General features: G+C 63.6%; 10 protein-coding genes. 8 read left to right on the forward strand and 2 right to left on the reverse strand.

Going from position 1 to position 12,686, the window contains the following annotated elements:
- The first annotated feature begins 25 nt into the window (after positions 1–25).
- The 3 genes from AC1DQ3_RS06610 to AC1DQ3_RS06620 all read left to right on the forward strand — a co-directional run bounded on the left by AC1DQ3_RS06610 (position 26) and on the right by AC1DQ3_RS06620 (position 2,661).
- Positions 26–1,582: a leucyl aminopeptidase gene (locus AC1DQ3_RS06610; RefSeq protein ID WP_477119379.1), complete on the forward strand. Its 1,557-nt coding sequence runs from the start codon at positions 26–28 to the stop codon at positions 1,580–1,582.
- A 69-nt stretch (positions 1,583–1,651) separates the two neighbouring features.
- Positions 1,652–2,095, forward strand: coding sequence for a DNA polymerase III subunit chi (locus AC1DQ3_RS06615; protein ID WP_477119380.1), 444 nt, complete (start codon positions 1,652–1,654; stop codon positions 2,093–2,095).
- Positions 2,092–2,661, forward strand: coding sequence for a hypothetical protein (locus tag AC1DQ3_RS06620; RefSeq protein WP_477119381.1), 570 nt, complete (start codon positions 2,092–2,094; stop codon positions 2,659–2,661). Before AC1DQ3_RS06615 ends, AC1DQ3_RS06620 begins: the two co-directional genes overlap by 4 nt.
- Before the next feature lie 149 nt (positions 2,662–2,810).
- Here AC1DQ3_RS06620 and ilvD read toward each other — a convergent pair whose 3' ends face one another.
- Positions 2,811–4,484, reverse strand: a complete 1,674-nt coding sequence (ilvD, locus tag AC1DQ3_RS06625; protein ID WP_477119382.1) for a dihydroxy-acid dehydratase — start codon at positions 4,482–4,484, stop codon at positions 2,811–2,813.
- A gap of 163 nt (positions 4,485–4,647) precedes the next feature.
- Between ilvD and AC1DQ3_RS06630 the strand changes: the two genes are divergently transcribed.
- The 3 genes from AC1DQ3_RS06630 (at position 4,648) to AC1DQ3_RS06640 (ending at position 8,262) form a co-directional block, all read left to right on the forward strand.
- Positions 4,648–5,640: a LysR family transcriptional regulator gene (locus AC1DQ3_RS06630; protein WP_477119383.1), complete on the forward strand. Its 993-nt coding sequence runs from the start codon at positions 4,648–4,650 to the stop codon at positions 5,638–5,640.
- 57 nt (positions 5,641–5,697) lie between these two features.
- Positions 5,698–6,510 (forward strand): prolipoprotein diacylglyceryl transferase, encoded by an 813-nt coding sequence (lgt, locus tag AC1DQ3_RS06635; RefSeq protein WP_477119384.1) that lies wholly within the window; start codon positions 5,698–5,700, stop codon positions 6,508–6,510.
- 378 nt (positions 6,511–6,888) lie between these two features.
- Positions 6,889–8,262 (forward strand): Fic family protein, encoded by a 1,374-nt coding sequence (locus AC1DQ3_RS06640; RefSeq protein WP_477119385.1) that lies wholly within the window; start codon positions 6,889–6,891, stop codon positions 8,260–8,262.
- 222 nt (positions 8,263–8,484) lie between these two features.
- Here the strand turns inward: AC1DQ3_RS06640 and AC1DQ3_RS06645 are convergent, their stop codons facing one another.
- Positions 8,485–9,075 (reverse strand): lipid-binding SYLF domain-containing protein, encoded by a 591-nt coding sequence (locus AC1DQ3_RS06645; protein WP_477119386.1) that lies wholly within the window; start codon positions 9,073–9,075, stop codon positions 8,485–8,487.
- A 540-nt stretch (positions 9,076–9,615) separates the two neighbouring features.
- Here AC1DQ3_RS06645 and AC1DQ3_RS06650 point away from each other — a divergent pair.
- Together AC1DQ3_RS06650 and AC1DQ3_RS06655 are read left to right on the forward strand one after the other, a co-directional pair.
- Positions 9,616–10,299, forward strand: coding sequence for a response regulator (locus AC1DQ3_RS06650; RefSeq protein ID WP_477119539.1), 684 nt, complete (start codon positions 9,616–9,618; stop codon positions 10,297–10,299).
- Positions 10,299–12,647: an ATP-binding protein gene (locus AC1DQ3_RS06655; RefSeq protein ID WP_477119387.1), complete on the forward strand. Its 2,349-nt coding sequence runs from the start codon at positions 10,299–10,301 to the stop codon at positions 12,645–12,647. The genes AC1DQ3_RS06650 and AC1DQ3_RS06655 overlap by 1 nt, the downstream gene beginning before the upstream one ends.
- The last annotated feature ends 39 nt before the right edge of the window (positions 12,648–12,686 follow it).

Here is a 12,686-nt window from a genome sequence, read left to right on the forward strand (position 1 = left end):
TGACGAGCCCCTGGAAGGAAGCGCGATGGAATTTAGCACAAAAGCCTTGGATTGGAGCAAAGCGGGCCAAAATGGTTTCCTGGCAACCAAGACCGATTGCCTGGTGGTGGGCCTGTTCGAAGGGCAGAGCCTGGCCGGCGTGGCCAAGGCATTGGACGTGGCGACCAAGGGCTTGGTGTCCCGGCTCGTCAAGCTGGGCGATTTCGAAGGCAAGCGCGGCACGCAGCTGATGCTGCACGAAGTGGCGGGCGTGGGTGCTGCCCGCGTGCTGCTGGTGGGATTCGGCAAGGAGTCCGAGTTTGGCGACAAGGCCTTCGCCGAAGCCGTGCGCACGGCCCTGCGTGCCTTGTCCGGCACGCGTGCCGCCAATGTGCTGTGGTGCCTGGCGCAGCAGCAGGCGCCCCAGCAGGCCGGCAACGCCCGCGACCTGGCCTGGCGCCTGATCACCACCGTCACGCTGATCCGCGAAGCCGGCTACCGCCTGCTGGAGCGCCATCCCGGCCTCAAGCGCGCCAATGCCAAGGGCAACGGCAACAGCAACGACAAGCCCGGCGGCCTGCGCAAGGTGGTGCTGACGGTCGACGCGGCCGACGCCAAGGCGGCGGCCCAGGCCGTAGTCCGTGGCGCGGCCATTGCCAACGGCATGGAGCTCACCAAGGATCTCGGCAACCTGCCGTCCAATATCTGCACGCCCACCTATCTGGCCAGTACCGCGCGCGGCATCGCCAAGCGCCACAAGCTCAAGGTGGAAGTGCTCGGGCGCAAGCAGCTCGAAGCGCTCAAGATGGGCGCCTTCCTGGCGGTCGCCAAGGGGGCGGTCGAGCCGCCCCAGTTCATCGTGCTGCGCTATGACGGCGCCTCGGCCAAGCAGGCGCCGGTGGTGCTCGTGGGCAAGGGCATCACCTTCGATACCGGCGGTATCTCGCTCAAGCCCGGCGAGGGCATGGACGAGATGAAATACGATATGTGCGGCGCCGCTTCGGTGCTGGGCACGCTGCAGGCGGTGGCCGAAATGGGCCTCAAGCTGAATGTGATCGCGGTGGTCCCCACCTGCGAGAACATGCCCGCCGGCAACGCCACCAAGCCCGGCGACGTGGTCACCAGCATGTCCGGCCAGACCGTCGAGATCCTCAATACCGACGCCGAAGGCCGCCTGGTCCTGTGCGACGCGCTCACCTACGTGGAGCGCTTCAAGCCGGCCGCGGTAGTGGATGTGGCAACCCTGACCGGCGCCTGCATCATCGCGCTGGGCCACGTCAACAGCGGCCTTTACGCCCGCAACGACGGCCTGGCCGATCAACTGCTGCAAGCCGGCCGCAAGGCCATGGACACCGCCTGGCGCATGCCGCTGGACGATGAGTACCAGGACCAGCTCAAGTCCAACTTCGCCGACATGGCCAATATCGGTGGCCGTCCGGCCGGCAGCGTGACCGCGGCCTGCTTCCTGGCGCGCTATGCGGAGAAGTACGACTGGGCCCACCTGGACATCGCCGGCACCGCCTGGAAGAGCGGTGCCGCGAAGGGCGCCACCGGCCGTCCGGTGCCGCTGCTGGCGCAGTTCCTGATGGACCGCGCCGCCTGATGGCAGGACGGCTCCGGCGCTCCCGGCGCCGGCCCGTCCTGCATTTTCTTCACAGGATTGGTTTTACCCATGACGCGTATCGATTTCCACAGCAACGTGCCTGACAAGCTCGGCTACGCTTGCCGGCTGATCCGCAAGGCCTACGGCGCCGGCCAGAAGCTGGTGGTGCATGGCGCGCCGGAGCAGCTGGCGCAGCTCGATGCGCGCCTGTGGACGTTTTCCGCGCTGGATTTCCTGCCGCATTGCGGCGTCGACAGCCCGCATGCCGGCGTGACGCCCATCGTGCTGGCGGCAAGGCTGGACCAGGCCCCGCATCACCAGTTGCTGATCAACCTCAGTGCTGAGCCGCCAGCGCAATTCGCCAGCTTCGAGCGCATGATCGAGGTGGTCGGCAGCGACGACGAAGACCGCGCCGCCGGGCGCGAGCGCTTCCGCCTCTACCGCGAGCGTGGCTATGCGCTGGCGCACCACGATATCGCCCAGGCCAGCCAGGGCAAGGGGGACGCGGCATGACCGAACGCACCACCTCGCGCGTGATCCCGCGCATCGGGCCCAATGACAGCATTCCGTTGCTCACGGAAGTCATCGAGCTGCCGGCCGACGCCTCCAGGCCGCGTGCGGCAGATGCGCCGGGCGCATCTGCCGCTGTACCGCAGGCCGGTGATACAAGTCAGTCCCCGCTTCACGACACGCCATGGCCCGGTGCCGTGACGCATGTCGTCTTGCCGGCCGAGCCCGGTTCCACCCCCGTGCCCGATGTGCCCGTGCTGTCCCAGCCGAGCCCGTCCACCCACGATGGCGCCTATTCCGTATCCCACGCCACGCCCCACGCGAGCGCGCCGCCCAGCGCGGAAGAGCTGCGCGCGGTGCGCAGCGAATTGCTGACGCGGGTGATGATGCGGTTTCGCACCGAGTGGCCGCAGGTGGTGGAGGCCCATACCGAGGACACGCTGCGATCGCGGCTGGCGCCGCTGACTGCGCAACTGGCGTCGGAACTGACGCAGGCGCTGGAGGCCCGGTTGGTGGAGTGGCTGGATGCGACGCTGGAGGAGATCGAGCGGGACCCGGGCGGGATGTAAAGTCCCGCGGGGCCGAAACCGCCTGCGATGACGACGGCTGTCCCTCTCCACGCAGTGGGAGCGGGGAGCAAACCGGTGGAAGTCAGGACGGGTCAAGGCGCAAAAAAGCCCGCGATCGCTCGCGGGCTTTTTCATGGAATGCGCCGGACTCAGTCCGTCACGGCACCCTTGCTCGCCGTCGAAGCCAGCTTGGAGAACTTCGCCAGCACGCCACGCGTATAGCGCGGTGCCGGTTGCTTCCATGCCGCGCGGCGCTTGGCCAGCTCTTCGTCGCTTACATTCAGTTGCAGCAGCAGCTTGTGTGCGTCGATGGTGACCGGGTCGCCTTCCTGCACCAGCGCGATGGTGCCGCCCACGTAGGCTTCCGGTGCCACGTGGCCGACCACCATGCCCCAGGTACCGCCCGAGAAGCGGCCGTCGGTGACGAAGCCGACCGATTCGCCCAGGCCCTTGCCGATGATGGCCGAGGTGGGTGCCAGCATTTCAGGCATGCCGGGGCCGCCCTTGGGGCCGAGGTAGCGCAGCACCAGGATGTCGCCGGCGTTGATCTTGTCGGCCAGGATGGCGTCCATGGCGCTTTGCTCGTCCTCGAACACGCGGGCCGGCCCGGTGATGACCGGGTTCTTCAGGCCGGTGATCTTGGCGACCGCGCCTTCTTCGGCCAGATTGCCCTTCAGGATCGCCAGGTGGCCTTCCTTGTACAGTGCCTTCTCGATCGGCAGGATCACGTTCTGGTCGGCACGCGGGGTGTCCGGCACGTTTTCCAGTTCCTCGGCCAGGGTGCGGCCGGTGATCGTCAGGCAGTCGCCATGCAGCAGGCCGGCCTTGAGCAGGATCTTCATGACCTGCGGGATGCCGCCGGCGCGGTGCAGGTCGGTCGCCACGTACTGGCCCGAGGGCTTCAGGTTGCAGATCACCGGCACCTTGCGGCGGATGCGCTCGAAGTCGTCGATGGTCCATTCCACTTCGGCCGAGTGGGCGATCGCCAGGTAGTGCAGCACGGCATTGGTGGAGCCACCGGTGGCCATGATCAGCGAGACCGCGTTCTCGATGGACTTGCGCGTGATGATGTCGCGCGGCTTGATGTCCTTCTTGATGGCTTCGACCAGCACCCGTGCCGATTCGGCGGCGCTGTCGACCTTTTCCTGGTCGGGGTTGGCCATGGTCGACGAGTACAGCAGCGACATGCCCAGCGCCTCGAACGAGGAGCTCATGGTGTTGGCGGTGTACATGCCGCCGCACGAGCCCGATGACGGGCAGGCGTTCTTCTCGACGCCCTCGAAGTCTTCCTGGCTCATGCGGCCGGCGGTGAATTCGCCCACGGCCTCGAACGACGACACGATGGTCAGGTCCTTGCCCTTCCAGTTGCCCGGCTTGATGGTGCCGCCGTACACGTAGATGCCCGGCACGTTGGTGCGCGCCAGCGCGATCATGCCGCCCGGCATGTTCTTGTCGCAGCCGCCGATCACGACCACGCCATCCATCCACTGGCCCTGGGTCGCGGTCTCGATACAGTCGGCGATGACCTCGCGCGAGATCAGCGAGTACTTCATGCCCTCGGTGCCCATCGACATGCCGTCCGAGATGGTCGGGGTGCCGAAGATCTGCGGGTTGGCGTCGGAAGCCTTGATGGCATCCACGGCAGCGTCGGCCAGGCGTTGCAGGCCGGAGTTGCACGGCGTGATGGTCGAGTGGCCGTTGGCGATGCCTACCATCGGCTTGTCGAAGTCTTCCTTCTTGTAGCCCAGCGCGTAGTACATCGAGCGATTGGGGGAGCGCGCCACGCCTTGCGTGATGTGCTGCGAGCGTTTGTTGTATGCCATGGGAATCTCCGGGGGAATGTGCCGGCCTGCGCGGGGCGCCCCGGCTTTCCGGGGACCGGGCAGGCTCTTGCCATGTTGTGGACGAGAGCATGCCGCTTGCGTTTTATGCTGTCAAATATATTATTCAACCTTTATTGAGTCGAAAAACATATCAGGAGTCCATGTGGACCTGCGCCAGCTGCGCTATTTCGTTACGGTGGCGGAGGAGTTGCATTTCGGCCGTGCCGCGCGGCGCCTGACCATGACCCAGCCGCCGCTGTCCCAGCAGATCCAGGCGCTGGAGGAGGAAATCGGCGTGCAGCTGTTTGCCCGCACCCGCCGTTCGGTGGCGCTGACCCCGGCCGGCCAGCAATGGCTGCCCGAGGTGCGCCGCGTGCTGGCGGACGCCGCCGCGCTGCCCGGACTGGCCCAGCGGCTGGCACGGGGGGAGGCCGGCACGCTGTCGCTGGCCTTTGTCAGTACCGCCGACTACGGCATCCTGCCAGACCTGCTGCGGCGTTTCCGCGCGCGGCATCCCAAGGTGCAGTTGCAGTTGCGCGAGGCCACCAGCGATATCCAGCTGGAAGCACTGATGGAAGGCAGCATCGACGCCGGGCTGGTGATCCGCCCGCAACTGCCGGCGATGCCGCATGGCGTTTCCTACCTGCCGCTGGTGCGCGAGCCGCTGGTGCTGGCGGTGCCCGAGGGCTGGCGTGCGCAGGCCCGGCAGGGCGAGGAAACCGTCGGGGTTTCGCTCAGGGATGCGGCGCACGAGCCGCTTATCATCTTCCCGCGCAGAAGCGCGCCGGCGTTTTATGACATCATTACGGGCTGTTATGCGCGCGAAGGCCTGACGCCGGTCATTGCCCAGGAGGCCATCCAGATGCAGACCATCGTCAGCCTGGTCTCGGCGGGCATGGGCGTGGCGCTGGTGCCGGCGTCGCTTTGCAACCTTCGCCGCACCGGTGTGTCCTACCTGCCGTTGCGCGATGCCGGGCCCGATATCGAGACCGGCCTGGTCTGGCGCGAGGCTGGTGCCGGCAGCGTCAGCCCCGTGCTGCGGTCGTTTATCGAGATTGCCGGCGCGCTGGCGCCTGCCATGACGGTGACGCAAAAGGCTGGCATAAAGCCGGGCACGGGGCCCGACGGCAAGCGCGTGGCGCAGCGGCAAGGCTGACGCCTGGCCCAAGCCTGGGCTGGCGCCGCTCATTCTTCAATCCAACTCACGGCACACATGCTGATTCATCCCCAATTCGATCCGGTCGCCATCCACCTCGGCCCGCTTGCCATCCGCTGGTACGGCTTGATGTACCTGGCCGGTTTCATCATGTTCCTGTGGTTTGGCCGCCTGCGTATCCGCCAGCCGCATATCGCGGCCCAGGGCTGGACGGTCAAGGACCTGGACGACATGCTGTTCTACGGCGTGCTGGGCGTGATCCTGGGCGGGCGCCTGGGCTATGTGCTGTTCTACAAGGCGGACTACTACCTGAGCCATCCGCTGGAGATCTTCAAGGTGTGGGAGGGCGGCATGGCCTTCCACGGCGGCTTCCTGGGCGTGGTGGTGGCGATGTGGCTGTTCGGCAAGTTGCGCGGGCGGCACTGGATGGAGGTCACGGACTTCATCGCGCCAATGATTCCCTGCGGGTTGGCGGCCGGGCGCATCGGCAACTTCATCAACGGCGAACTGTGGGGCCGCGCCACCGACCTGCCCTGGGGCATGATCTTCCCGCAGGCCGGCGACAACATCCCGCGCCATCCTTCCCAGCTCTACCAGTTCGCAGGCGAAGGCGTGGCGCTGTTCATCATCCTGTGGCTGTTCGCCAGGAAGCCGCGGCCCATGGGCGCGGTCTCGGGTGTGTTCCTGATTGGTTACGGGACGTTCCGCTTCCTTGCCGAGTTCGCGCGCGAGCCGGACAATTTCCTTGGCCTGCTGGCGCTGAACTTCTCCATGGGCCAGTGGCTCAGCCTGCCGATGATCGTGGCCGGCGTGGCCATGGCGGTGTGGGCCTATCGCCGTGGGCATGCGGCGCACGCTTCCGTGCGCTAAAGCCTTGGGCGACGGATGAAAGAAAACGGGCCGGGGCCTGGCCGTTAACAAAATATGTTGAAAAATCGGGGGCAGTCTAAGTGACTGCCCCCGATTTTTTTCGACCGCGCGAGACAGCACCTTGGATTTGCGGCCCACGCCCATAGCATTTCACCCGGTCGAGATCAAATGCCCAGGCGTCGCCGCGACCCGGCCCCCGCACCCTCGTCGGTAACCGGCGGTAGTAAGACTTGGGCGCGAAATCCGCTAGTTAACCCCCATGCTCAAGTCAGATTTGATTCAAGATCGCTTTGAGAGTGATTTGAGCCGCTTTCTCTGATCATTTGTGATGTAAAATTTGATTTGAGATTAACTTCGAATCACTCCCGAATCACTGAAATGGCAAGAGTCGAACTGTTCGAGGGCATCCTAAAGCTCTTCAGGGACCGCGCCGCCGCGGGCCAGGTCGAATTGCGTCGCCGAGAGGTGGAAGGTGCTGTGGATGCGCCTCCGGCCACCGTTCTCCGTTATCTGGAACGGCTTGAGGCAGACGGGAGGATCGAGCGGCTGGGGAGGTCTTCCAGCACGCGATACCGGCTCGTGGGATTGGCGCAGCCGGTCGTCCCGGGATCGAGCACGCCGCCTGCGCCGGCGGGAACTGCTGCGCTGACCTGGTCCGCTGCGGCTAGGAATCTGATGGTCACACTCGATGCTCCATTGGGTGTGCGCACTCCCGTCAGCTATCAACGGAAGTTTGTCGACGACTACCAGCCAAACCAGACCTTCCTGCTTTCCGCGTCCCTCGCCAACGAGTTGTACAGCGAAGGGCGGATGCAAGGCCAGCAGCCGGCAGGTACATACGCGCGCAATGTCATCGCTCCGCTGCTGATTGATCTGTCGTTCTCATCCTCTCGGCTTGAGGGGAACCGGTACTCCAGGCTTGATACAGAGGTCTTGTTCGAAGCAGGGCGATCAGATCCCGGCGACCTGGATGCGACGATGCTCCTGAACCACAAGCAGGCTATCGAATTCCTGATCGATGAAGTACCGCTATACGGATTGAGCGCGCCAATCATTCGCAATCTTCATACGCTGTTGATGCAAGGGCTGCTCAAGAATGAGGATGCACTTGGGACCATCCGCAATAAGGTGGTGAGCATCAGCAATACCGTGTATGTCCCCTCGCACGCCCCGCAATTGCTAGACGAGATGCTGACGCAGATCGTCGAGAAGGCAAAAGTGATCAAGAATCCGGTGGAAGCAGCGTTCTTCCTTTGGGTGAATATCGCATACCTTCAGCCTTTCGAGGATGGGAATAAGCGCACCAGTCGTCTCAGCGCAAACATCCCGCTCCTGCTCTACAACTGCGCCCCGCTCAGTTTCCTCGATGTCAGCGACGACGACTACGGTAAAGCCAGGATCGGCGTCTACGAACTGCTTGATACCAGCATCGCAGCCGACCTGTTTGCTCGGACTTATCGCCGATCGATCGTGAAGTATGCCGCTCAGATCGGGGCTGCCGGGCAACCCGATCCGTTCCGGGCAAAGTATCGAGAGGCGATCTACGAAATCGTTGCGCAGGTTGTGCGGGACCGAGAGCCCCTGACCAAAGCGATCTCGGATCGCGGCCTGGAGCCTGGCGTTGCCGCACAGCTCCAGGAGATGGTCAAAGGTGATATCTCCAGGCTTGGAGAGCACAACTTCTCTCGTTACCGCCTACGAATGAGAGAGGTCGAGCAGTGGCTCGCCGACGGCCGCCCAGTAGGCGACTGATGTGGCAGGCTGGCCTTTGCAGGCCGCTTTTGGTGGCAGTGGCGGCGCAATGTTTAGCGGCCAAAGGGCAGCTGCGGTTTCCCGCCAACGAGGATTTTGAAGTGGAAGTGATCCGCGCGGACGGTTCGGTGCTTCTCGGTCGCGGGCGTATCCACTTTGCCGATTCGTCCGACTCCCGGTGCCGTTGTCAGGCAGATCGTCCCCCAATGCATCATGGCACGCTCAATCGAGCCTGGTGATCTTCTGGCCCTGCAGGCCGGCGCCGGCCATCAACCCGCGTTGATCGGAGATAAACGCATAGACGTCGGATTGCAATGTGGTGCTCGTGAGCGATGCGCCGAAACCCTTATCCACGACGACAACGGTCGGGCCTACGCCGATCGACCATCCGGCGCTCTTGTCCAGGTAGGCCAGTGCGTCGTCGGTCATGAAGAACATTACCTCCGAGAACGACTGCGCCCCGGCTTGCATGCCAAAGGAAAGCGCAGTGGAGTTGTAGTAGCCCAGGGTCTTGCCCTCGCGGCTGAGCAGTACGCCGTTGCCGCCTTGCGCACCGAACATCAGGCCGGCCTTGATCAGGCTTGGAAAGACCAGGATGGCGGTCGCCTTCTCCTGCAGTTCGCGTGCCTTCCCGGAACTGTTCAGCAGCGTTTTCAGCGCTGCGCGCGCATCCTCATCCATCTGCGTGTTCGCGCTCGATGGCGCAACGCTCGCAGCCGGCGCGGAGCCGGAGGGGATGTCCCGTGTGGTCGAGCACGCGGCGACGGCAAGAAGAAAGGGAATAAACGCAATCCTGCGACCGTACCTGATCATGAGATTCCTTTTTGTTTGCGTGACACTGAGTCTGCCGGCGCGCAACGAACGTATAAGTCGAACGTATAAGCCGGTGGGCGGATAGGCCCGAATCATCAGGCAAACTGCGGATGGAATAAATAGGAATCGTCTGAATTGCGAACCTGCATCTCGCCGCGGTCGAGCCGATCAGTCAGCGACCGAAGCTGCGCAGCATCCTGATGTGGTGCAGGCGGATCAGCAGGGACAGGGAGTGTATTCAGGCAGGGCGGAGCGGTAAGCTGTGCAGTGGGCAGCGGTGTCGTTGCCGGGATCATGGGGAAAAGTGGCGCGCTCGTGCCTGAGTCTTGCTGCGTTCACATGGAACGTGGACGCTTCGCGATGGTAGTCGGGTGCGATTCACATGCATATCAGAATCGTCCTAAAAATTCCTCCCCATGATTTCCTTTGGGCGGCAAGTGTTTTAAGCTTCGCCGACTTCTGATCCGCGTCGGCATTGCCGCCTGGCAGCTGCAACGCGATCTTGATGCCTTGGAGGTGCAGAGAATGGACGACTGTGCGATGCAGCCGCTTCGGCAGCGGCCAATACGCATCGTGCTACTTGACGATCACGAGGTGGTGCTCCATGGCTTGACGCTACGGCTGGCCCGCGAGCCGGACTTTGCCGTGGTCGGCGCATATGGCGGCAGCCGCCAATTGATCACCGCGCTGCAGGGGCTCGCGGCCGACTTGCTGGTGATCGACTATGTGCTTGGCAAGGATCAGATAGACGGGCTGAACCTGATTCGGCTTCTGCGCGTCCGCTTTCCCGAAAGCCGGATTGTCGTCTCCTCGGCCCATGACAATACCGCAACAGTGCTATTGGCGATGCGGGCCGGGGCACGTGGCTATGTCGGAAAAGGCCAGGAGTTGTCGGAACTGGTGAGCGCAATCCGCACGGTTGCCGCGGGCGGCATATACGTCAGTCCCATGATGGAAGCTGAAGTGTCATCCAGGATTGGCCTGCTCACTCAAGCCGACAATCTGCACGGCACGGCTACCCTGACAAGCCGCCCGGATTTGTCGCCGCGCGAACAGGAAGTCCTGCGATGCCTGCTGGACGGCATGTCGGTCACCGAGGTGGCGGGCAAGTTTGCGCGCAGCGTGAAGACCATCAGCACGCAAAAACGCGCAGCGTATCGGAAGCTGGGCATCCACAGCGATAACGAACTCTTCAGGACTCGCCTGGATGCGGGCGATCTGTGATGTTGCGTTGCTTCGTCTTTGTCCTGCTTTTCCTTGTTCTCGGCATCGGTCGCGCATCGTCCATTCACCCCCCCGGCCTGTTCAGCGCCGGCGAAATCGCGTGGATGTCGGCGCATCCCGTTGTCAGGATTGCCGCAGCCGATAGCTGGAAGCCGATCGAGTATGTCGAAGGCGGCACGCCCAAGGGACTTTCGGCGGCGTATCTCGACGTCATTGCCCGCACCAGCGGACTAACCTTCGAATTGGTGGGCGGAGCAGACAGCAGCCGGTTGTTTCTGGACGGCAAGGCGGATCTGCTGCCCGCGGTCATGCAGTCATCAGCCGATGAGCGCCTGCGCGACAGGATGACTTTCAGCACGCCTTATTTCGTCGGGACTACGCTCGTGATCACGCGGGAGTCCGAGCGGATCATCTTCGATGTGAGCCATTTGGCTGGAAAGCGTGTCGCGCTGTTAGCGGCAGGCCCCTACGAAACGCTGTTTCGCACACGATATCCGGCGGTGCAGTTGCTACCTGTGCCGAGCATGGAAGCCGCCCTGGAGGCGGTCGCTGCTGGCGAAGCTTATGCGGCCATCGGGATGGACGTGACGACCCTCCCTGTGATCCGCCGAAAGTACTATGGACGGCTCAATACTTCAGGCGCGCTTGGTGAAATTCCGGCCGCGCTGAGTTTCGGCACGCGCAGCGATCTGCCTGAACTTGCGTCGATCATCGAGAAATCGCTGGGGAGACTTACCGCAAAACAGACCGACCTGATGAACGAGCAATGGCTGGCGAGCGCCGATTACGGTTCGCCTTCCTGGACTGCCATCTTGCGTTATCACACGGGCGAGATCGCGCTACTTTGCCTTGCATTGGCCTTGCTGCTCCTTTTTGTTCGCCAGGCACGCAGCAACCGCCGGCATGCGGTTGAGAGTGAGCGGGCGAAATCCAGGTTCCTTGCGGTCATGAGTCACGAAATCCGCACGCCGATGAATGCGGTCCACTCGTCGATCGAATTGCTGCTGCGCTCGGCCATGACGCCCCATCAGCGCACGCTGGTAAAGATGGCATGCAATGCCTCCGAGGACCTGCTTTCCGTGCTTGACGATGTGCTCGATCTATCGAAGCTGGAAGCCAGGGAGCTTCAGATCGAGCAGATCCCGACGGATGTGGCCGCATTGGTGGAAGGTGCGGTGGAAGTCGCCAGAATCCGTGCCTATGAGAAGGATCTGGAGATTCGCGCGACGGTCGACATTCCCCGGGATCTCCGGCTGGTGCTGGATCCGACACGGGTAAAGCAAGTGCTGAACAACGCGCTGAGTAACGCCGTCAAGTTCACGGAACAGGGTTCGGTCAGCGTCCATCTGAGTCTCGCGAGTGTGGAAGCACCTCTCGGGACGCTCCTGATGGTGATCGAGGACACCGGTATCGGCATCTCCGACGAACAGCAGCGCCGGCTATTCCGCGCTTTTGCGCAGGCCGATACGGCGACAACCAGGCGCTTCGGGGGTTCGGGCCTGGGATTGACGATCTGCCGGGAGTTGCTCGCGCTCATGCACGGCACTATCGAGCTTCGCAGCGCCCCCGGCCTGGGCACGACGGTCACGTGCCGGATCCCGGTGACCATCGCAAGCCAGCTCGCGCTTGAAAGCCCGGCAACGGCAATGCACGCGCGCCCCCACGCGGCGGCAGAGCCACGGCAAACCATCCTGATCGTCGAAGACAACGCAGTCAACCGCTTCATGCTTGAGCACCAGTTGCGTGAACTGGGCTTTTCCACCGCCACGGTAGCCGACGGTCGAGCGGCGCTGGAAATCACGGCGAGCAGACGGTTCGCGCTTGTGCTGCTCGATTGCGACCTGCCGGACATGGATGGCTTCACGGTTGCCCGCATGATCCGCGCCCGCGAGGCCGCTGCCAGGCAGTACCAGCCCATCATCGCGATCTCGGCCGCTGGTGGCGAAGAGCACCTGGCGGCCTGCCTGAGCAGCGGCATGGACGGCACGCTGCGCAAGCCACTGCGAATCGACTCGCTGCAGCGGCTGGTCGAAGCCTGGTGCGATACCACTACGCAAACGGCTTCCCCCAGCCCGGTATCGCATGCCGATTTCATGGCGCTCTTCGAAAGAACGGCAAAGGCTGACCTCGCCGCGCTTCTTGCCGCGCTGGAGGCGCGGCGATTCAGCGATGCCATCCATTTCGCGCATCGTATCGATGGCGCGGCACGTTATGCGGACGCCCACGCCATTGCCAATACCGCAATGGCGCTAACGACCCTGCTCCGCGCGGGGCATAGAGGCGAGCAATTGGAACGACGCACCGCTGAACTCAGCCAGATGATCGCGGCGATCGACCTTGCCGGTTAGCGACCGCCTCTCCGGCCGCGTGCCGGGGCCGCACTGAAA

Source organism: Cupriavidus sp. 01T418 (assembly GCF_056398885.1).